This window comes from Duganella sp. 1411 (genome assembly GCF_017833525.1).
Lineage (GTDB): Bacteria > Pseudomonadota > Gammaproteobacteria > Burkholderiales > Burkholderiaceae_D > Rugamonas.
Map to the genome: position 1 here is coordinate 699435 of NZ_JAFICD010000001.1, position 21946 is coordinate 721380.

At 66.8% G+C, this 21946-nt stretch carries 14 protein-coding genes; 3 read left to right on the forward strand and 11 right to left on the reverse strand.

Features of this window, described 5'->3' with window-relative positions; all coding sequences use genetic code 11:
* The first annotated feature begins 1 nt into the window (after window position 1).
* On the forward strand, window positions 2-247 hold the full coding sequence (locus JOD97_RS02710) for a hypothetical protein (protein ID WP_209713077.1): 246 nt from the start codon (window positions 2-4) through the stop codon (window positions 245-247).
* 11 nt (window positions 248-258) lie between these two features.
* On the opposite strand, the gene JOD97_RS02715 is transcribed toward JOD97_RS02710, so the two are convergent.
* The 7 genes from JOD97_RS02715 to paoA all read right to left on the reverse strand — a co-directional run bounded on the left by JOD97_RS02715 (window position 259) and on the right by paoA (window position 10554).
* Window positions 259-858 carry a hypothetical protein gene (locus tag JOD97_RS02715; protein WP_209713078.1) on the reverse strand — a complete coding sequence of 200 codons (600 nt, stop codon included), beginning with the start codon at window positions 856-858 and terminating at the stop codon, window positions 259-261.
* An 89-nt stretch (window positions 859-947) separates the two neighbouring features.
* Window positions 948-3314 (reverse strand): WD40/YVTN/BNR-like repeat-containing protein, encoded by a 2367-nt coding sequence (locus tag JOD97_RS02720; RefSeq protein WP_373999772.1) that lies wholly within the window; start codon window positions 3312-3314, stop codon window positions 948-950.
* A 139-nt stretch (window positions 3315-3453) separates the two neighbouring features.
* Window positions 3454-5010 (reverse strand): TerC family protein, encoded by a 1557-nt coding sequence (locus JOD97_RS02725; protein ID WP_209713080.1) that lies wholly within the window; start codon window positions 5008-5010, stop codon window positions 3454-3456.
* 79 nt (window positions 5011-5089) lie between these two features.
* The gene (locus JOD97_RS02730; protein ID WP_209713081.1) at window positions 5090-6493 is read right to left on the reverse strand and encodes a glycoside hydrolase family 28 protein; all 1404 of its coding nucleotides are present in this window, start codon (window positions 6491-6493) and stop codon (window positions 5090-5092) included.
* Window positions 6494-6738: 245 nt separating this feature from the next.
* A complete protein-coding gene (gene paoC / locus JOD97_RS02735; RefSeq protein ID WP_209713082.1) occupies window positions 6739-8940 on the reverse strand; it encodes an aldehyde oxidoreductase molybdenum-binding subunit PaoC in 2202 nt (733 codons plus the stop codon).
* Window positions 8941-8944: 4 nt separating this feature from the next.
* On the reverse strand, window positions 8945-9898 hold the full coding sequence (locus JOD97_RS02740; protein WP_209713083.1) for a xanthine dehydrogenase family protein subunit M: 954 nt from the start codon (window positions 9896-9898) through the stop codon (window positions 8945-8947).
* Window positions 9895-10554: an aldehyde dehydrogenase iron-sulfur subunit PaoA gene (paoA, locus tag JOD97_RS02745; RefSeq protein WP_209713084.1), complete on the reverse strand. Its 660-nt coding sequence runs from the start codon at window positions 10552-10554 to the stop codon at window positions 9895-9897. The genes JOD97_RS02740 and paoA overlap by 4 nt, the downstream gene beginning before the upstream one ends.
* A 365-nt stretch (window positions 10555-10919) precedes the next feature.
* On the opposite strand from paoA, the gene JOD97_RS02750 reads away from it, so the two are divergent.
* Window positions 10920-14594 carry a hypothetical protein gene (locus tag JOD97_RS02750; RefSeq protein ID WP_209713085.1) on the forward strand — a complete coding sequence of 1225 codons (3675 nt, stop codon included), beginning with the start codon at window positions 10920-10922 and terminating at the stop codon, window positions 14592-14594.
* On the opposite strand, the gene JOD97_RS02755 is transcribed toward JOD97_RS02750, so the two are convergent.
* The 4 genes from JOD97_RS02755 to JOD97_RS02770 all read right to left on the reverse strand — a co-directional run bounded on the left by JOD97_RS02755 (window position 14563) and on the right by JOD97_RS02770 (window position 20428).
* Window positions 14563-15381 carry a ferritin-like domain-containing protein gene (locus JOD97_RS02755; protein ID WP_209713086.1) on the reverse strand — a complete coding sequence of 273 codons (819 nt, stop codon included), beginning with the start codon at window positions 15379-15381 and terminating at the stop codon, window positions 14563-14565. The genes JOD97_RS02750 and JOD97_RS02755 overlap by 32 nt on opposite strands.
* 228 nt (window positions 15382-15609) lie before the next feature.
* On the reverse strand, window positions 15610-16662 hold the full coding sequence (locus tag JOD97_RS02760) for an LD-carboxypeptidase (protein WP_209713087.1): 1053 nt from the start codon (window positions 16660-16662) through the stop codon (window positions 15610-15612).
* Entirely contained in the window at window positions 16662-19427 is a 2766-nt protein-coding gene (locus JOD97_RS02765; protein ID WP_373999773.1) for a TonB-dependent receptor, read from the reverse strand. The genes JOD97_RS02760 and JOD97_RS02765 overlap by 1 nt, the downstream gene beginning before the upstream one ends.
* 113 nt (window positions 19428-19540) lie before the next feature.
* The gene (locus JOD97_RS02770; protein ID WP_209713088.1) at window positions 19541-20428 is read right to left on the reverse strand and encodes an N-acetylmuramic acid 6-phosphate etherase; all 888 of its coding nucleotides are present in this window, start codon (window positions 20426-20428) and stop codon (window positions 19541-19543) included.
* Between the two features lie 222 nt (window positions 20429-20650).
* Here JOD97_RS02770 and JOD97_RS02775 point away from each other — a divergent pair, with 222 nt between their 5' ends.
* Window positions 20651-21853 (forward strand): D-amino acid dehydrogenase, encoded by a 1203-nt coding sequence (locus JOD97_RS02775; RefSeq protein ID WP_209713089.1) that lies wholly within the window; start codon window positions 20651-20653, stop codon window positions 21851-21853.
* The last annotated feature ends 93 nt before the right edge of the window (window positions 21854-21946 follow it).

Sequence of the window (21946 nt, forward strand, 5' to 3'; positions counted from 1 at the left end):
CATGGCATCGACTTCGCGCGCCGGCCTGCTGGGGATCATCCTCGGCAGCGTGTTTGGACTGGGCGGCCTGTTTAGCGGCATATATTTCGGCATCATCGCGCCGTTGCGGGAGAGCGGCCGCGCCGACCAACTGCCCACGCCGCTCATCGTCGGCAGCGCTGTGCTGTGCCTGGCGTTGGTGGCATACCTGATTTACGTGTTCACCACCCGCAGGAACAAGCGGAAGCACCGTCCCTCCGAGTGGTAGCGGGGGGGAAATCAGCGCTGGCGTCGAAGCATCAGGCCGCCAAGGGCCAAGCCGGCCAGCATCAGCGGCACGGACCCCGGCATGGGCACCGCCGAAGTCATGTTTTCCACGCGGATGTTGTCCAGTTCGTTGTAGGCGCCCGAGCTCAAACGCAGCTCGCTGATGCCGGTCAGCGCCGTGTTCCACGAACCGGCGTCGGCCACGGTTCCAACCAGCATGCCGTCGGCCGACACCTTGCTCGCATCGGTGTAGTAATCGAAGCCGAGCAGGTTGAACAGGCCGCCGCCGATCCGCGTCACGGTGACGAAGGAGCCGGCGCCGTTTTCCATGCCGTCATGCCAGTTGAAGGTCTGCGGCGCGAAGGTGCCGTCGCTGATATGGGCGGCGCCGGCTTGCGCGTCGGGCGCGTGCAGCGTCACCCTGAACCCGGCCTCCTCGTAGGTCAGGTTCAGGCCGTCGTAGCCCATGCCGGCGGCCAACGGGGCGCCGTCGCCATAGGTCATCGCGGTCAGGCCGTCGAACGTCAGTATCCCGGCACCGGCGTGGCCGGCGGCCGCGCCCAGCGCAAGGGCCATAGTCAGGACGATGTGCTTTATCTTTTTGGTTTTCATAATGGTGTGCGTATCAGGTGAAATGAAGGTGCGCCAGGCCGCCCGTGCGCAAACCCCGTGGGGCTTGCGCAGGGGGCGGGTCCGGCGCGTCAGTAGGTGAACAGGACGCCGCGGCCGGCGCCGGACAGGAACACCCGCCCGGGTACGGTCTGGTCGGCCGCCAGCGTGCCCATGCCGCCGAACTGGTGCTTGTCATCGTTGACGCGGCGCCAGCTGGCGCCACCGTCGTCGGAGCGGTGCAGTCCCCACACGCCGCCGATCGTGCCCACCACATACACCGAGGCGGAATACGACGCGCCGGCCGGCGCCTTGCCCAACGCGATGGAGGTGGCGCCGTACACCCGCGGCGAGTAACTGGACTCGGTGCCCCAGATCGGCGCGGCCGCCGTCAGCTTGGTCCAGGTCGCGCCCGAATCGACCGAATGCAGGATGCTTTGTCCGTCGGCGACCCAGATGTCGCCCTCGGCGTTCGGATTGACCGCCACCGACGACGCATAGAAGTTCGAGGTCCAGGATTTGGCCGCGAACGTGGCGCTCTCGGTAAAGGTCTTGCCGCCGTCCGTGGAGGTGTAGAAGTGCGCCGTCTCGGACCATTGGGTCCACCACGCGCCACCCGAGTTGTAGGCATACACCTTGTTGGGATTCTTGCGGTCGGCAACCACCCGGTAGCTGCGGTCGATCCCCATCGAGGCCAGCGCCGGCAGGTTGGTGTAGGTCCAGCTGGCGCCGCCGTCGGTCGTGTACGCCGGGGCGGCATGCGACGGCGCCCAGACGATCTGGCCGGGCTTGACGACGGCCAGGTTCGACGCGCCGCTCTGGCGGGCCTGCTGGTCCGGATGGTTGGCGGCGAACTGGGTCCAGGTCAGGCCGGCATCGGTGGAGTACATCCCGACCCTGCTGGGGTGGTCCCAGCTGGCGGTGCCGATCGCCGCGATATAGGACGGATTGGACCAGGCCATGTCGGCGCTGATGCCGTTGCCGAACACGCCGGGATTGCGCGTCGGCCGCTTGAGCAGTTCGGTCTGCACGCGCATGCCGATGTCGCCCGCGCTGATGAGCAGGCTGTACGGGGCGCCGGGAGGCGGCGCCATCAGCGCGTTGGTGGCGGTTTCCTCGAGCCCGGTGACGGCCAGGTTCCAGCTCGGCTTGGCCGCCGACGCGTTTCTGGTTTCCCACACCCCGCCGCCGAACACGTGCAGGATGCGTTCCGGGTTGTTCGGGTCGATCTCGACGTCGTCGACCCAGCCGGAGAAGTCCACGTCGGACGGATTGTGCGGGGTGGTGGAGGCGATTTCGCGCCAGGTCGTGCCGGCGTCGTCGGACAGCTGCACCACCGGCTGGCCTTCCCAGTTGCCCCAGGTATTGCTCACGCCGAGGGCGATGCGGGTGCTGGCGCCGCTGCCGGACACCGACAGGCCGCCCATGCCAAAGCTGGTCCATTGGGTCGGCGCATAGCTTTTGAGCAGCGTCCAGTTGCTGCCGTCGAACTTGTACAGCGCGGCGGCGCCGTTGGCGCCCGGTCCGCCGCCCTGCGTGAACGCCACGTACATCATGCCGTCCTTGGCGCGCACCATGTGCGGGATGTTGTAGCCGGCGACCTCGCCGGGGACCGCGATGCCGGTCCAGCTGGCGCCGCCGTTGGTGGACTTGTAGAGGGTCTGCGCCAGTCCCGCCAGCGAGCCGTAGTCGGAGCTCACCGCCGTGTAAATGGTCTGGGTGGCGCTGCCGCTACCCTTGGTCGAGGTGTCGAAGATCACCTGCTCGATACCGATCACGCCGCGCTGGGGAACGGCATCGATCTGTGCCTGGTTCATTTTGGCCGTGGACAGCGACTGCACCTGCTGCCAGGTCTGGCCGCGGTCGGCGCTCTTCCACAGGCCGGCCGTGCGCGTCGCGTAGAACAGGATCGCGGGATTGTTGGGGTCGACCATCATCCGTTCGCCGACGGCGCGGGCCTGGTTGTTGGCGCCGACCGGGAACGGCAGCTCGACGTGGGTCCAGTTGTCGCCACGGTCGCTGGAGATGTACAGGCGCGCCTTGGATCCCTCGCCGATGTACAGGCCGGTGCTCATGTAGACCAGCTTGTCGTTGTTCGGATCGAGGGCCATGCTCTCGGAGCCTTCGAAGAAGCTCTCCTCGATGCCGAAGCCGTCGGTGATCGGCACCCAGGTCGAGCCGGCGGCGTCCCAACGATAGGCGCCACCGATGTCGGTGCGCGCGTACAGGACGTCCGGGCTGGTGGGATGGAAGATCAGGCCGGGGACGTAGCCGCCGCCGCCGAATTTCACGTTCGCCCATCGGGCCGGTGCCGTCGCCCTGGCGGTCGTGCCGCCCAGCGTGACACTGGCCGCGGTCATCGCCGATGGACCGCCGTCGGCGCCACCACCACCGCCACCGCAGCCCGCCGCCAAAATCGACAGCAAGCTCGTGAGCACAATGCTTTTTTTATTTTTCACACTTAGTCTCCAGGATAGATAATCGTCGCAATGACTGGAACGATTCTGCATCAGAGACCATTGCAGTGCCATTCCAAAAAACGTCAATGCGAGGTATTAAATTGATCACCAAATCCTGGATAGGCGCGTGTTTCCGGGGTTATTCAGCGGCGGTGATTGCCGGCTCGATGCGCGTGACCAGCACCGCCGCGATGCGCCGCTCGACCACCTCGATCACCTCGAACCGCAAGCCATCGACCTCGACCGCCTCGCCCGCCGACGGCAGGCTGCCGAAGCGCTCCAGCATGAAGCCGGCCAGCGACGTGTAATCGTCGTTCTCGCTGATCAAGGCGTCGGTCTCCAGCACCTGCTCGAGATAATGCAAATCGGCCGTGCCGGCCACGCGCCAGCAATCCGGCCCCTGCGGCTGCACGTCCGGCAGCTCGTCCTCGTCGGGGAACTCGCCGGCGATCGCCTCCAGGATATCGATCGGCGTCACCAACCCCTGGATGGTGCCGTATTCATCGGCGATCAGCACCAGCTGGCCGCGCGAACGCTTCAACGTCTCCATGATCTTCAGCACGCCGCTGGCCTCCGGCATGATGATGGGCGCGCGGATATCCTCGTCCGGGATCTCGACGCCACGCGCCAGATTGGCCATCAAGTCCTTGGCGCGCACGACGCCGATGATGTTGTCCAGCTGGCCCCGGCTGACGGGGAAGAAACTGTGCGGCGTCTCCAGGATCTGGCCCTGGATGGTGGCCGTATCGGCGTCCAGGTCGATCCACGAGATGTTCGAGCGCACCGTCATGATCGAGCGGATCGAGCGCTGCGACAGGCTGAGCACGCCGCTGACCATGTTGCGCTCCTCCTGCTCGAACGCTTCCGGCGCCACGGTGTCGCCGGCGTCGGCCTCCTCGCCACCGGCGGCGACGCGTTTTTTGCTGCCAAGCAGACGCAGCACCGCGTCGGCGGTGCGGTCGCGCAAGGGAATGCGCGACTCCCGGCTGACGAAGTTGCGGCGCGCCAGCTGGTTCAGCGCCTCAATCACCACCGAGAAGCCGATGGCCGCGTACAGATAACCCTTCGGAATGTGGAAGCCGAAACCTTCGGCGATCAGGCTCAGGCCGATCATCAGCAGGAAGCTCAGGCACAGCACCACCACCGTCGGATGGGCGTTGACGAAGCGCGTGAGCGGCTTGGAGGCGAGCAGCATGACGCCCATCGAGATGACCACGGCGGCCATCATCACCCCAAGCTCGTCGACCATGCCGACGGCGGTGATGACGGCGTCGAGCGAAAACACGGCGTCGAGCACGATGATCTGCGCGACCACCGCGCCGAAACCGGCATAGGCCTTCGATCCGCCGTGCGCGTGCACCTTGCCCTCGACGCGCTCGTGCAGCTCCATCGTGGCCTTGAACAGCAGGAAGAAGCCACCCAGCAGCAGGATCAAATCGCGGCCGGAGAAGGTCAGCGAGGCGACCGAGAACAGCGGTTCGGTCAGGGTGACCAGCCAGGACATCACGCTTAACAAGCCCAGCCGCATCAACATCGCCAGGCTCAGGCCGACCAGCCTCGCCCTGTCGCGCTGCTCGGGCGCCAGCTTATCGGCCAGAATCGCGATGAAGATCAGATTGTCGACGCCGAGGACGATTTCGAGAACGATTAACGCAAACAGACCGACCCAAATGTTTGGGTCGAATAGCCATTCCATGCCTTGCCTTCCAGTGTGGACCAAGCAGGCATTGTAAACCACGGCGGCCCGCCGTCTGATTGGCGGCAATCAGGCCCGGTCAGCTTTCATTAATGAAATTGACAACATTCTCGGTCAACACGGGCGCGTCAAGCACCTTCTGCACCTTGATCCGCCCGAGGCTCACGTCCCTGACCGGCATTTCCCGCTCGGCGGTAATGCGGCACACGAACTTCGCCTCGCCCACGGTGATATTACTCACATGCAATCCCTGGATGGGCGTCAGCCGGCGTTCGTAGGTCGGCACCAGGTTCTTCCACTGATAAAGCACGTCGGTTTCCACGCACAGCACGCCGCCGGCGACCTTGGTCGCGCTGACGTTGGACATGTGGATGTTGCGCACATAACCGCCGCGCCGCTCGTTGGTCTTCACATACAGCAAATTGTTGATGGTGCTGGGCGTGGCCGAGTCGGCGGCGTCGAAGTGGCAGTTATCGACCAGCACGTTCTCGATGCCGGCCGACAGCTCGCTGCCGATGGCGATCAACTGGTGGCCGTTCTTGATGCGGCAATTGCGCATGACGATGTTCTTGGACGGCACGCCGAGCCGCCAGGCGTCGCGGTCGCGGCCGGATTTGACGGAGATGGCGTCGTCGCCCTGGTCGAACACGCAGTCTTCGATCAGCACGTTCTGCGTCATTTCCGGGTCGACGCCGTCGTTGTTGTGTCCGTGGGCCTTGATCTTGACGCGGCGGATGACGACGTCGCGGCACAGCAAGGGGTGCAGCACCCAGAACGGGCTATCCTCGATGCTGACGTCCTCGACCAGCACGTGGCGGCAGCGGTTAAACTGGATGAACTGCGGCCGCAGGTTCGCTGCGCCGGCGGTCATCTGGCGCTCGCCGACGGGCGCGTCCTTGGCGGCGAGGTGGTACAGCGCGACGAGCGCGTCCATGTGCGGCTTGGGGCGCTGGTACCATACACGCCAGACGTCGAGCTTGGCTTTGAGTTTGCCTTGGCCCGTGATGGCGACGTTGTCGCACTCGAGCGCATAGACCAGCGGTGAGTAGTTATAGCATTCCAGGCCTTCCCAGCTGCTGGGGACGGCCGGCAGGTAGTCGGCCGGGTTCTCGGAAAACAGCAAGGTGGCACCCGGTTCGAGGTGCAGGTTGACGTTGCTCTTGAGATGAATCTTGGCGGTCGGCCAGACGCCTGGCGGTATCACGACGATGCCGGAGCCGGCCGCGTTGGCGGCGCCGATCGCGGCGGCGATGGCGACCGAGGTTTTGCGCTGATCGGCCGGATCGGCGCCGAAGTCGGTGATCGGGAAGCGCGGGCCGGCGGAGAAATCGGGGATGGAGATCGTCGGCATGTCGAACGGCGCGCTGACACGGACTTGCCGCTGGCGGTGGGCGGCGCTGACCGGCAAGCCGGCGCAGGCGGTCAGCAGCGGGACGGCGAAGCCGGCGAACAGCACCGTCCGCCGCGACATCGGATGGATCATGACATTCTCCTTGATTGAGTCGGCGCAACGGATGGTAGTGCAAGTCCGATGTCGTCGCGCCTTCCAGCGAGAAATACTCATGCCCGTGACCGATAAACTCCGGGGTCAGGTCCACCATTTCTACACGGGCCGGGCCGTTGGCGCTGTTCTTGGCGCTGGCGGCGGCTCGGCGATGGCGGATTACGCTTCGCTAATCCGCCCTACGTGGAACAACGCATGGCATGCTGTGCGGGCATTTGCTTGCATTAGGCCGTTTGCGGCAGTTTTTCGATTAGCTTGTCCAGCGTGATCGGGTAGTCGCGCACCCGCACGCCCGTGGCGTTGTACACGGCGTTGGCGATGGCCGCGCCCACTCCACAAATCCCCAGCTCGCCCACGCCCTTGGCCTTCATCGGCGAGGAGATCGGGTCGGTCTCCTCCAAAAAAATCACTTCCTGATGCGGAATGTCGGCGTGCACCGGCACCTCGTAGCCCGCCAGGTCGTGATTGACGAAGAATCCGCTGCGCTTGTCGACCACCAGCTGCTCCATCAGCGCGGCGCCAGCCCCCATCGTCATCGCGCCGATCACCTGGCTGCGCGCCGACTTGGGATTGAGGATGCGCCCCGCCGCGCACACCGCCAGCATGCGGCGGATGCGCGTTTCGCCGGTATAGGCGTCGACGGCGACCTCGACAAAGTGCGCGCCAAACGTCGATTGCTGGAACTTCTTGTCGAGGTCGCCGTATTCCATGGTGTCCTCGGCAACGATCTCGCCGTCCTGCGCGGCTTGCTGTAGCGGTACGGCGCGGCCGCCGGCGCGCACCGAGCCGCCGCTGAATTCCGCCTCGCCCGCCGACAGGCCCAGCTTTTGCGCGATCGCCTCGCGCAGCTTGACGCAGGCGGCGTACACGCCGGCCGTCGAACTGTTGCCGCCCCACTGCCCGCCCGAGCCGGCCGAGACCGGAAAATCGGAATCGCCCAGCTTGACCACCACCTTGTCGATCGGCAGTCCCATCATCTCGGCGGCGGTCTGGGCGATGATGGTGTAGCTGCCGGTGCCGATGTCGGTCATGTCGGTCTCGACGGTGACGATGCCTTTGCCGTCGAGGCGCACGCGCGCCGCCGACTTCATCACCAGGTTGTTGCGGAACGCGGCGGCCACGCCCATGCCGACCAGCCAGCGGCCGTCGCGCACCTGGCCGGGCTGCACGCTGCGCGCGCTCCAGCCGAAGCGCTCGGCGCCGTTGCGCAGGCATTCGACAAAGCGCCGCTGCGAGAACTTGCGCTCGCGCTGGGCCGGGTCGTGCGTGACGTCGTTAATAATGCGGAACGTCACCGGGTCCATCTTGAGTTTTTCGGCCAGTTCGTCGATGGCGATTTCCAGCGCCATCAAACCCGGCGCCTCGCCCGGCGCGCGCATCGCGTTGCCCTCCGGCAGATCGAGCACCGCCAGGCGCATCTTGGTCATGCGGTTGGCGCCGGCGTATAGCAGCTTGGTCTGCATGACCGCCGTTTCCGGCTTGCCGTCGGGCAGATCGCCGGACCAGCTTTCGTGGCCGATGGCGGTGATCTTGCCCTCCCTGCTGGCGCCGATGCGGATGCGCTGGATCGTCGCCGGCCGGTGCGTGGTGTTGTTCATCATCAGCGGCCGCTGCAGCGCGACCTTGACCGGCCGGTTGGCCGCCTTGGCGCCCAGCGCCGCCAGCACGGTTTCGCAGCGCACGAACAGCTTGCCGCCGAAGCCGCCGCCGATGTAGGGCGACACCAGCCGCACTTTTTCCTTCGGGATGCCGAGCGTTTTGGCGACGTCGCCCTGGCCCCAGGCGATCATCTGGTTCGACGTCCACACGGTGACCTTGTCGCCATCCCATTTGGCGATGGCGGCGTGCGGCTCCATCATCGCGTGCGACTGGTCGGGCGTGGTGTAGGTGGCGTCGAGGCGCACCGGCGCCGCGGCGAAGGCGCTGGCGAAATCGCCCACCTTGGTGTCGGCCTCCTCCTTGTCCTTGGACGGCGCGGCCTTGTCTTTTTCCTTGGCCAGGTCGTAGGCGCCCTTGGCGGCGGCGTACTTGACGCGCACCAGTTGCGCGGCCGCGCGCGCCTGCTCGAACGTCTCGGCCACCACCAGCGCGACCGCCTGGTGGTAATGCTGGATCTCCGGCCCGCCCAACAGCTTGGCGGTGTTCATCTTGCCCTTGCCCAGCTTGCCGGCGTTGTCGGCGGTGACGATGGCGAGCACGCCGGGCGCGCGCTTGGCGGCGGCCAAGTCCATGGAGACGATGCGCCCCTTGGCGATGGCGGCGCCGACCACGTAGCCATAGGCGGCGTTGGGCGCGGCCTCGTGCTGTTCATAGGCGTACGGCGCGGTGCCGGTGGTCTTGAACGGGCCGTCGATGCGGTCCAGGGGCTTGCCGACGAGCTTGAGCTGGTCGATCGGATTGGTGGTGGCTGGAGTGGTGAATTTCATCGCGTCAGGCTTTCTTCGCTTCCGCCAGCACAGAGGCTATCGTGCGCTGAACCAGGGTGATCTTGAAGGCGTTCTCGTGGGTGGTCTTGGCGCCGGCCAGCAGTTGGGCCGCGACGGCCTTGGCGCCGCGCGCCATGCTGTCGTCGGCGCCCGGCATGCGCCACGGCTTGTGGGCGACGCCGCCCAGCGCCACCCTGCCGCTGCCGTCGGGCTGGACCACGGCGGCCACCGAGATCAGCGCGAACGCGTAGGACGAGCGGTCGCGCACCTTGCGGTAATAGTGCTTGCCGCCCAGCGGCTTGGGCAGGGTGACGGCGGTGATCATTTCGCCCGCCGCCAGCGTGGTTTCGATATGCGGCGTCTTGCCCGGCAGCCGGTGGAAATCGGCCATCGGAATGCTGCGGGTCGAGCCGTCGGGACGCACCGTCTCGACCACCGCGTCCAGCAACTGCATGGCCACCGCCATGTCGCTCGGATGGGTGGCGATGCAGTCGTCGCTGACGCCGACGATGGCGTGGTTGCGGCTGTCACCGCCAATGGCCGAGCAGCCGCTGCCGGGCGTGCGCTTGTTGCACGGCTGATTGGTGTCGTAGAAGTACGGGCAGCGCGTGCGCTGCAGCAGATTGCCGGCGGTGGTGGCCTTGTTGCGCAGCTGCGCCGAGGCGCCGGCCAGCAACGCGCGCGACAACACGCCGTAGTCGCGCCGGATGCGCTCGTCGGCGGCCAGGTCGGTGTTGCGCACCATGGCGCCGATGCGCAGGCCGCCCTGCGGCGTGCCCTCGATCTTGTCGAGGCCGGTGCCGTTGACGTCGATCAGGTGCGCCGGGGTTTCGATCTCCAGCTTCATCAGGTCCAGCAGATTGGTGCCGCCGGCGATGAACTTGGCGTTGGGCGTGTGGGCGGCGGCCGCCGCCGCCTCGGCCGGCGTCTGCGCGCGCTGGTAGGTAAAGGCTCTCATGTGGCGCTCCCGGCGACTTCGCTGATGGCGTCGATGATGTTGGAATAGGCGCCGCAGCGGCAGATGTTGCCGCTCATGCGTTCGCGCAACTCGGTGGCGTTGAGCAGCGGCCGCGCCGTCAGGTCGGGGCTGACATGGCTCGGGATGCCCTGCTTGATCTCGTCGAGCGCGGACACGGCCGAACAGATTTGCCCCGGCGTGCAGTAGCCGCACTGGTAGCCGTCGTGCTTGACGAAGGCCGCCTGCATCGGATGCAGCTTGCCGGGCGCGCCCAGGCCTTCGATGGTGGTGACCTTGGCGCCTTCGTGCATCACGGCAAGGGTCAGGCAGGAATTGATGCGGCGGCCGTCGACGATCACCGTGCAGGCGCCGCACTGGCCGTGGTCGCACCCCTTTTTGGTGCCTGTCAGGTGCAGGTTTTCACGCAACAGGTCGAGCAGCGTGGTGCGGGTATCGACGTCGAGCTTGCGGGTTTCGCCATTGACCTGCAGCGTGACCTTGGACATCACCGGCGGCGCGGCCGAAGCCGCGTTGGCGCCCGCGCCCGTGGCGCTTTGATTGGCTGCAACTGAAGGCGCGGCCGCCGCCGTGGCGGACAAGGCGCCGGCGATGAGCAGCTCGCGCCGCGAGAGTTTTACGTCGCTAAGGTCGTTCATTATGTTCGCGTCCTGTTGGCTAGATTTGAATTGCGGCCCGGATGAGGCGGTTCCAATATTAAACCGATTGTCAGCAAGGCATTCGCCGTCGATAGCCTACCGTGCGCGCCCGGCGCGCCCGCGAAATCCCACGCGCAGCGCGGCTTTTCCCCGCCGGACGGGCGTGGCGATGCTCAGGGGAAAATCGCCTATATGTGAGCTGGCACACGCACCACGCCATCGGGGCGACACCAGAGCTGCGCCCGACCTTCGTTTAGCGCTCCGCATCTTCGCGAACGGCAATCGCCGTGTCCAACGGCGGAACGTACAGTAGCCGCTTCCGCCTCCGCCCCGCGCGGCGGCGATGGCAATTCAAGGACGGCGTCATGAAAGTACTTAAACATTCCCAATCGCAACCATCGCTCCTGAGGGACGACGCCGCGATGCAGGTCACGCCCAAGCCGGCGTCGTCGTCGCCACGGGCTCCAACGGGACCATTGGCGATGTTGCCGCCGCGCGCACCGCGTCCGGCCACGGCGGCGACGTCCTCGCGGCCTCGCGGCACCGGGTTGCGGGCGGTGCCGCCGCCACGGGGAAAACTCGCCGAAAGCATGGATCGGTACACCGCCACGCGCTGGACCCACGAGCGCTCGGCGGCGCTCAACCAGATCGGCACCGAAAGCTATACGCAATTACGGCGAAAGCAACTGTCGGCGATCCCGGGCGCCGGTTACCTGGCGCGCCAATACGGCCTGGGAACGATCAAGCCCCAGGTGCCGTTCGGCTTTGGCTACTTGGCTCCCAAGCCGGGCCTGAAGACCGGGCATGCGGACACGCCGAGCTACCACCGTTTTTTCGCCGAGGAGGAATTCAACGCCCAATGCATGAACATTTACCGGCATCAGGGCCACCAACAGCCGGAGACACATGTACTATTCGTCAATTCCGAAAGCAGCGCCAAACGCATCCTGTCCAAGCTAAAGCATGACGAAAAGAAGGCCGGGACTAGCGCAGGATCCCGGATCGGCCGCTGGAAGGCCGCGACTGGCTTGGGCGGCAAGTCCCGGCCCAACGTGCGGCCCTTGCATCCGGGCCTGGTCGCCATCGAGTTCAAGGACACGCCCTCGCTGAAAGCGGCGGCGGCATTGACGTTGATGGGTGGCCGGCCGTCGATCTACGAGGTGGGCAAGCTCGACCATCAAATCCGCCATCCGGCGCCGGCCGCTCCGGCCGCCGGGGCGAGCAAGACCCTGCTGCAATTGTTTAAGGAAGACAAGGTCGATAACCGGCAAAACCTGATCGACTGTTTCCACGCGGACGGCCGGCCGCTGGCAGCGGCGTTGCGCGGCCTGCCCGAGGGCCATGCGCTGCGCGGCGCCGCCGACTGTGCCGCCAGCGTGCTCGACGGCCTGGAGCAGGCCTTGGCCACCAAGCTGGGCACGCCGCAATTCAAGCACGACGAACTGGTGGCCAACGCGCTTGGCGCGCTGCGTTCGGTCGCCGGCGCGATGCCGGCGCTGGCCGAGGACTCGGCCCGTTTCCTGCCCGCCTATGCCGCCATGATGGATGAAGTGCATTTACTGCTGGCGGCGGTGCGGCCATACGGCGGGTTCGATTTCAAGCAAGCCGCCGCCACCATGCTGAAAGCGCGCGCGGGTGCCGCGCTCGACCAGCTCAAGATCGCCCAGCCCGACACTTATCTGTTATCCAGCGGTATGGAGGCGCTGTCCGCCGGGATCGAGGTCGCCCGAAAACTGACGGGAACTAAACGCACCCAGCCGCTGGCGCGGCAAGCCACGCTGCCCGACTATTATGAAACGCTGGGCTTGAAGTCCGAAGGCAAGACATGGCTGGACAAGGATCGCGTGCGCATGGCACCGCTCAATCCCAGCCGCGTCTTCAAGGAAGGCGACGGCGACCATGTCAACAACTGGGACGCGGACAAACTGGCCGGCGATACGATCGCCTGGCTCACCGAGGGCAAGATCAACGCCCGCAGCCCGGCCGTGCTGGTGCTGGACGCCACGCTGGAAACGCAACGGCCGGACGGCAAGTCCGATCTGGAAAACGTGCTCGGCAAGCTGGCGCCGCATATCAACGACGGCAGCCTGAAGATCGTGCTGTGCAAGAGCCTGCAAAAATACACGGCGCTGGGCAGCGCCAAGGTCATGGCCGGCGCCGTCACGGTCATCGGCGCCGACGACGCCAGGACGCGCGCCGCCAGCGCCCGGCTGAAAACCGCCGAACAAGACCTGGCGTGGATCGGCAACGACGACAGCCAGATGCTGACCCACTTCATGACCCACGCGCATGCGCACGAACTGGCGCTGATCGGCGAATCGGCCCGCAACGCCGCCTTTGTCGATAAGTTTTGCTTCGACGCGGTGCGGGATATCGGCGCGCTCAAGGTGCAGCGGGAGGACCACCTGCCCTTCATCATGGTCGAACAGGGCAAGGACCATCCCGGCAAACGGCTGATGGCGCGCCTGGTCGATCATCGCGCCAGCTTCGGCCTGATGGGGAGCACCATGGCGGAAGTCGACGACCACGAGAAGCCCCTCCGGATCACGGTCGGACGGGAAACACGCGCCGAACTGGTCGAAAAAATGTACGGCTTCGGCTGGCTGAACCGCACCGGCCTGCGGGAATTCACGCCGGCCGAGGCGGCGGCGGAAATCGGCCTGATCGCCGCCGAAGCCATCCCGGCCGCGTTGCGCGAGACCGATGTGATGGCGTGGGCGCCGGCCGCGCTGCGGGTGCTGCGCGGCCGGGCCGAGTCCGGCACCGCCGACGACGGCGACGCGCTCGCCGCTGCCACGGGTGAATGCGCGGCGTTGCTCGATCGACTGGCCGGCATGCCGGCGTCGACGGCGGCGGGCGCCGACGCCGATCGGCTCAAGGCATCGCTGCGCAGCGGACTGGTCGAAGCGCTGTATCGTTCCGAGCCGGTGGCGCCCACGCTGTTGACCGACCAGCTCAAACTGCTGGGCGCGGCCTTCGCCCCCCGGCTGGCGCCCGAAACGGCGCGCGAAAACGACGTCGGCGCCTTGCGCGCGGCGATCCGCCGCGAGCCGGACGTCGACCCGCATTCGCCGCCGGCTGACGACCTGCTGCGCGCCCGCTACGCCTCCAACGCCATCGCCTCGGTGCTGGAGATGACCGGCATGGCCTTCGCCCACGCCGAGTTGGCGCCGGGGGAACTGGCGGACCTCGAGGCCTTGTACAGTGCCGTGCTGGCCGGCGGCTTGCCCGGCGTATCGCCGGCCGCCCGCGCCAATTTGGTGTCCGACTGGGCGGCGATTCAAGCCGACAAACTGACGCTGCAGGGGGGCGGCGTGGCGGACCGGCCGACACAGAGCGCGGTGGTCGATGAATTGACGCGCCATGCCCATCTGGTCTCCTATCCGGAAGCCAGGGCCAAGATGCTTGCCATGCCCTCGGACAGGGCCTTCGGCCGATTGGAGACGCTGGAGCGCAAGCGGCTGGTCGACACGCTGTTCGCCCCGCTCGACGCGGCCTCGCGCCTGGCGTTGATCGCCAAACTCGGCCCCGACGATTACGTGCTTCAACCCGAGTCCGAGAAAGCGCGCGCGTGCATCGCCCGATTCGCCGAGGACCTCAACCGCTCCGGGCAGGGATCGCCAGCGTTGTTCTCGCCCGACACCCTGACCGGCGCGGCGGGCCCGGCCTTGCGGGCGCCGCGCCCGCTAACGGCCGAGGATAGCGACCAGATTCGGGGGCAACTGCTGGCGGCGGCGCTAGGGTTAAGGAACCAAGGCTCAAACGCCCCCTTGGCCGAGCTGGCACCGTTGATCTGTGACCATCCGCGCACGGCGGAGGTGGTGGTGGCCATCGCCGAGGCGTGCGCGGGCGCGGCTTACGACAGTGGCAGCGATAGTGACAGCTACAGCGACAGCGGCAGTGACGGCGGCACTGATGGCGGCATCATGTCGGACGCCCAGTACGGCGCCCTGTCGGCCCAGGCGGCGTCGCTGGCAGAACCGTACGGAGCCGTGATGCAGCGCCACATCAACGCAGCGCGTTCACCTCGTCCGTGGTGAAGCCCGCCTGCAGGCGCGCCTCGATATTGAACGGACCGCGCAGCGGCGGCGCCCGGTAACGCAACGCCAGATCGGCGTAGGCGGCGCCGGGCTCGAGGCCGGCCAGCGCGCACAGATGGCGGTACCAGCGGTTGCCGATCTCAACGTGGCCGATCTCGTCGCGCAGGATGATGTCGAGGATCTGCGCGGCGGCCAGGTCGCCGGCTTGCACCAGCTTGGCGCGCAGCGGCGGATTGGCGTCCAGGCCGCGCGCCTCCAAGGTGCGCGGCACCAGCGCCATGCGGGCCAGCACGTCGCCGGTGGTCTTCTCGACCATCTCCCACAGGCTGTCGTGGGCGGTGAAATCGCCGTAAGCGTGACCCAAGCCAGCCAAGTGGGCCACCAGCAGCGAGAAATGCAACGCTTCCTCTTTCGCGACCAGCAACCAGTCGGTGTAGTAACCCGTCGGCAAGTCCGGGAAGCGCCAGAGCGCGTCGAGCGCCAGGTTGATGGCGTTGAACTCGATGTGGGCCAGCGCGTGGATCAGCATGGCGCGGCCTTCGAGCGTGTTCATCGAGCGGCGCCCCACCTCGCGCGGCGGCACCAGGTCGGGCTTTTGCGGGCGGCCTGGGATGTCCGCCGATGCGCGCAGAACGGCTGCCGGGTCGGGATGGCAGGCGCCGGCGGCGCAGGCGGCGGCCATGGCGGCGACGGCGGCTACTTTTTTGCCGGGGTCCGATTCCAGCAGACATTGCAGGGCGTAGGCGCGCAATTCGGTCGGGGCGGCGTTGCTTGGGGATGGGTGCATCTGGGTTTTGTGGTCTTGCGGGAAAGGCGGCAGTGTACCATTACGTGCTGGGGCCGCGCCTGGCGGATTACGGCGTGCCGCCTAATCCGCCCTACGTGTCTCCCGAGCAATGGAAACTGTAAGGTCAACGCGCGCGACGGACACCGTCTCCGACAAACTCGGAACCACGTAGGGCGGATTAGCGCAGCGTAATCCGCCATCGATGAGCCGTCGACGGCACATTTTCCCCTAACTAACGCCGGGCTCCAGCAACGTCAGCGTCTGTTGCTCAGTATCCAGCCGGGCGCGGATGCCGACCGGCAGCGTGAACTGGTGGCGGATGTGGCCGAAGGAATAGCCGGCTACCGCCGGACGAGTCAACGGCAACAAATGCTGGTCGACCGTGTCGTCCAGGCTCAGCGCGCCCTCGCCGTCGACGCCCTCGCAATTTTCAAAGATGCCCAGCATGACGGCGGCGGCCTTCCGGAAGCCCTGGCTCAGCTGCAATTGCGTCATCATGCGGTCGACCCGGTACGGCTCCTCGTTGACCTCCTCCAGGTATAGGATGGCGTCGGTGAAGTCCACCGCGTACGGCGTGCCGGCCAGCGCGCTGAACAGTGACAGATTGCCGCCGATCAGGCGTCCGGTGGCGATGCCAGGGTGGATCGTGCGGGCCCTGTAATTGGCGTGCTCCTGGCCCGCAAGCACGTTCTCTGCCGACATCGCGATCGTGTAATGGTCTTGCGGCGTCATCAGCACATTGCGCAGGTGGGTGACGGCGTAGTCCGAGAGCGCCGACGAGGCCACCGGCCCATGGAAACTCACCAGCCCCGCATGCTTTAGCAGGGCCAGATGCAGGCAGGTGATGTCCGAATAGCCGATCAGCGCTTTTGGATGGGCACGTATCAGCCGGTAGTCGATATGCTCAAGCAGCGAGATGCAGCCGGAGCCGCCCCGGATCGCCCACACCGCCTTGATGTCCGGATCCCGAAACATGCCGTGCAAATCGTCGAGTCGCTGCCCCACCGTGCCCGCATAGTTCCCATACACATAATGGATGTTGTCGCCGACGCGCGCGCGCAAGCCCAGCAATTCGATGTTGGCCACAGCCTTCTCGATCGCCTCCTCATTGGTATGGCCGCCGGGCGCGACGATGCCGACCAGGTCGCCGGGCCGCAGTCTGGCCGGTTTAATCAGGTGCATCGCCCTCCTCCGTGTCGACGCCGCCGCCGTCGCGCTGGTTCCCAGCGCGGCGGCGGCCAGCAGGTTGCCGAATTGCCGCCGGCTATAGCCCCCTGCCATTACAGGAACTTATATTTCAGCAAAAGGCTGAGCGAGCGGCCGCGCGGGTCGGCCACGCGCGGGTCCCAGCCGGCGCCCACCACTTCGTCGACATTGTGCGCGGTGAACGGCGGATCGGTATCGAGGATGTTCTGGATGCCGACCGTGATCGTGGTGTTCCTGATGCCGCTGTAGGTGGCCGACAGGTCGTACTTGGTGTACGCCTTGACGTTGGGATTGAAGCCCGGCGGCGGCGCCGACTTGCCCGCGTTGGGCAACTGGTCCTTGTAGCCGGTGCTGTAGTTCTGGATCAGCATCGCGCTCCAGTCGCCCCTGGCCAGACTGATGCTGGCGTTGTGCTTCCAGCGCAGATACAGGTCGCGGGTGTAGAAGTTGCCCACGTATTCCTGATACTCCTGGCCTACGAACTCGGCGAACTTGAAGCTGTTGGTGTAGGTGCCGTCGAGATTAAAATTCCAGTTGTAGCCACTCACCTTCCCTTCCCCGCGCAGGCTGACGTCGGCGCCGCGCGTCTTGGCGCCGGCGGCGTTGATCCAGCCGGCCTGCACGAACGCGATGGTGCCATCCGGATTGCGCACGATGTTGCCCGACAGCGCGGCCGCGTTGGCCAGCACCACTTGCGGCGTGCGGTTCAAAATGCGGTTGAGCGTGTTGATGGCCCAGTAGTCGACCGACGCCGAGTAGCCCTTGACCGGCTCGAAAACAACGCCGACGCTGCCCTGCTTGGAGGTTTCCGGCTTCAGCCCGGGGTTGCCGCCGGTGAAGTATTCCAGCCGGGGAATGGCGCAGAAGGCCGGGTTGCCCGGGTTGGCCGGGCAACCGATCGGATCGATGATGCCGTTCGGCAGTTCCTGCAGCAGCCTGCCGGAATACAACTGCGTGAAGCTGGGCGCCAGGAAACCCTTGTTGGCCGAGCCGCGGAACAGCACCGAACTGTTGGGCTGATAGCGGAACGAGACCTTGGGATTGGTGGTGTCGCCGAACACGCTGTAGTGGTCGCGCCGCACGGCCAGTTGCAGCTCCAGCTCCTTGGTGACCGGCACCAGCAGTTCGGTGTAGATCGCCTTGATGTCGCGGCTCGCCTCGCTCAGCGCGGCGTTGCCGGGCGCCAGCAGGATTTGCGTGGCGTCGACGTCCTGCGCGAAGTCGTAGCCTTCGCGGCGCAGATCGAAGCCGAGCGCCATCGACAGCGGCCCCGCCGGCAGCTGCATGATTTCGCCCGACAGGTTGCCGTCGATCTGGGTCAGCGTGGTCTTGCCGTGCTGCAGCGGGCCGCGATATCTGGTCGAGTCGATCAGGGTTTGTGCCGCCGGCGTCTGGCTCTCGCCGGCGCCCAGCCACGGGTTGATGACGCCGGTCCCCAGCGCGGCGTAGATCTTGCTGGTGTAGCCGTAGCCGTCCAGGAGCCGGGTCTTGGTCTTGCTTTCGCCATGCGACAGGCCGGCGCGGTAATCCCATTTGCCCAGCAGGATGCCCTCGGCGCCGAGCAGCAGGCGGGCGTTGTCGGTGACGTTTTCCTGCACGCGGTTGCCCCAGTCGTTGGCGCGCCACTTGTACGAGATCGGCTTGCTCTTGTCGAAGGTGGATATATACGGCGACAGGTCCTGGTAATAAGCGCCGCCGACCGGATAGACGGCGCCGTTGCCCAAGGTGGCGGATATCTGCACCGGCGTCAGTTCCGACGTCGCCTTGGTGTGGCCGTACAGGGCCTCGACGAAGACCTTGTGGTCCGGGCCGAGCTGCAAGGTGCCGCGCGAGACCGCGTTCAGGCGCTCGACCGGGAAGCTGATGATGTAGTCGGCGCCGTAATCGTAGGCGCACGAGTACGTGCTGCGGGTGGCGGCGGTGACGTCCTTCCACAGCGCCGTCTGGTACTGCGACATGCCGGGGATGGTGTCGCACTTGCCCTGGAAGCTGAGCGGATTGGCCTGCAAATAGGTCGTGTTGTCACCCCGCCGCTTGAAGCCGGTGCCGAGCGCGGTGCCGGCGCCGCTCAGCTGGTTGGCGTACGGCGTGCCCGTGGTGTCCGGCGACAGCCCGCGCGCCGGCTGGAAGCCGTTGGCGAACGAGCGCTCGCGCGAGCTGAGCTTTTCGTTGTTGTCGTAGGTGACGCTGCCCATCAGGTTGTAGCCGTCGGTCTGCAAGGCGCCGGTGCCGCCGAGCAGCGACAGGCGGCGGGTGGCGCCGCCGCCCGCCTCGGTGAAGTTGCCGGTGTAGGACGCCTCCAGGCCGCGATAGTCGGTGCGCAGGATGAAGTTGATGACGCCGCCGATGGCGTCGGTGCCGTAGATGGCCGAGGCGCCGTCCTTGAGGATTTCCACGCGCTGGATGGCGCCCAGCGGAATCGCGTTCAGGTCGACCGACTTGCCGCTGGCGCCATAGGTGGCGATGCGGCGGCCGTTGAGCAACACCAGCGTGCTGTTGGGACCGAGCCCGCGCAGCGACGCGTACGAGGCGCCGCCGCTGACGCGGTCGGCGTCGGCGCCGAACACGTTGTTGCCGGATGTCATGTTGTCGGCGCCGGTGCCGTTGGCCGACAAGGTGCGGATCAGCTGTTCGGTACTGGTGATGCCTTGTTTTTCGATGGTGTCGTAGTTGATCACCTGCACCGGCAGCGCGCCCTCCTTGGTCACCCGCTTGATGCTGCTGCCGGTGATCTCGACGCGCTGCATGGCGGCGTCGCCGCCCTGCGCCAGCGCCGGGCCCGCCACCGGGGCGACCACGCCCATCAGCGCAATCATGTGCGCCATCTTCTTCAGCTTCACGGCCTCTCCCTTGATGAGTCTGCGTTATATCGTTATCAGGGGAGCATGCCAGCCGGGCGAAATTTGCGTAATGGTGTTTGTGGCATTTTTGCCACGAAGTAAATAATAAAGTTTTACTGCTGCAGCAACAGCGCGGCGCGCACACTGCCGGCGCTGCGGTCGAGCAAGGCTTGCGCCTGCGGCACCGGCAATTGCCGCAGCAAGGCCACAATCGCGACCTTGACGTGGAAGCCGCACTGTTCCAGCGCCGCGCGGGCGCGCGCCTCGTCGGCGCCGGTGGCGTGCATCGTCAGCGCGACGGCACGCCGGACCAGCTTGGAATTGCTGGGTTTCATGTCCACCATCAGGTTGCCGTAGACCTTGTGCAGGCGGACCATGATGGCGCTCGATATCGTGTTGAGCACGATTTTCTGCGACGTGCCCGCCTTCAGGCGCGTGCTGCCGGAGATGACCTCGGCGCCGGTGTCGAGCGTGATGCCCAGTCCGGCCCGCGTCACCAGCGGCGCGCCGGGATTATTGGCGATGCCGACGGTCAGCGCGCCGCTGTCGCGCGCCGCCTCCAGCGCCCCCAGCACGTACGGCGTGGCGCCCGACGCCGCCAGCAGCAGGACCACGTCGTTGCGGCCGGGCCCCAAGGCGGCCAGGTCGGCCGCGCCCTGGCCGGCGTCGTCCTCGGCGCCCTCGACGGCCAGGAACATGGCGCCCTTGCCGCCGGCCAACAGCGACAGCGCCCGCTCGTGCGGCCAGGAAAAGGTCGGATGCAGCTCGACCCCGTCGAGCACGCCGAGCCGGCCCGAGGTGCCCGCGCCCACGTAGATCAACCGGCCGCCGGCGGCGATGCGCGGCACCGCCGCCTCGACGACCGCCACGATCGCCGCGCCCGCCTGCCGCGCCGCCACGACCGCGTTGAACTGGTCGCCGATCAGCGTGGCGACCAGGTCGGCCACCGGATATTGGTCCAGGCCGGCATGTTCCTGGCTGGGGATTTCAGTTGTAAGCATCGTCATGCCTCGATGGGTTCGATGTCGCCAGTGTAATCGGCAAACGCGTGCTTGCGGCATCAACCGTTGCCGGACGTGCACTTCCTAACATAGCGATACGGCACCGGCTCGGGTTGGCACCGGGGCGCCGCGCGCGGTATGCTGTGTCGCACCGACCATCGCAGGGACAGGAATGGAATCCGCCATCAGCGCCAAATTGTTGCCACCGCGAGACACCGGCCGATGAGCGAGGTGATCGTCATCGGCGGCGGCGTGATCGGCCTGACGTCGGCCTGGTGGCTGGCCGAGGCCGGTTTTCAGGTGCGCCTGGTCGAGCGCCAGGCGCGAGTCGGCGGCATGGCCAGCAGCCGCAACGGGGGCCAGCTCAGCTATCGATACGTGGCGCCGCTGGCCGACGCCGGCGTGCCGTTGAAGGCATTGCACTGGCTGTTGCAGCGCGACGGGCCGTTGCGCTTCCGTCCGGAGGCGGACCTGCGGCAATGGCGCTGGCTGCTGCAATTCCTGCGCCACTGCAACGCCGACACCAACCGCCGCACCACCGCGACCTTGCTGCGCCTCGGTGAACTGAGCCGCAACGGAATGGCCGAGTTGTCGGCGCTGGTGCCGCCGTCCGAGTTCGCCTGGCGCGAGGCCGGCAAGCTGGTGGTCTACCGCGACCGCGCGCTGTTCAAGCGCGCCGCCGGGCTGGCCGGCGCCGACGCCGAGGTGCTGTCGCCCGCCGAGGCGGTGGGGCGCGAGCCGGCGCTGGCGGCGCTGCGGGACGCGCTCGCCGGCGGCATCCACACCCCGGGCGAGGCGGTGGCCGACTGCCAGGCCTTCTGCCTGGCGCTGGAATTGCGCCTGCGCGCGCACGCGAACTTTCTGGGCGTCGTCCATGCCGACGTGCACGCCATGCGGGTCGAGGGCGGCCGCCTGGGCCGTCTCGACACGTCGGCCGGGCCGATGGCGGCCGATCACTATGTGCTCGCGGCCGGCATCGACAGCCGCGACCTGGCGGCCGGCGCCGGTATCCACCTGCCGCTGTATCCGCTCAAAGGCTACAGCCTGACGGCGCCGATACGCGCCGGCGACCGGCCGCCGGACATCAGCGTGACCGATTTCGAACGCAAGGTGTTGTATGCGCGCATAGGTGGGCGCCTGCGGGTGGCGGCCATGGTCGACCTGGTGGGCGCCGATCTGGCCATCGACCGTGGCCGGGTGCGTGGCCTGATGCGGCTGGCGCGGCAAGCGATGCCGCACGCGGCCGACTACGACAACGTCGAAAGCTGGGCCGGGCTGCGGCCGGCGACGCCGGGCGGCGCGCCCATTGTCGGCGCCACGCGCTACGGCAACTTGTGGCTGAATGTCGGGCATGGCGCGCTGGGGTTCACGTTTGCTTGCGGGACGGCCAAGCTGTTGGCGGGCGCGCTGCGCGGGGACGGCTGATACACCGTCGTTCCACGTAGGGCGGATTAGCGCAGCGTAATCCGCCATCGCGTGCGTCTCGACGGCTCATGCAATGGCGGATTACGGCGTGCC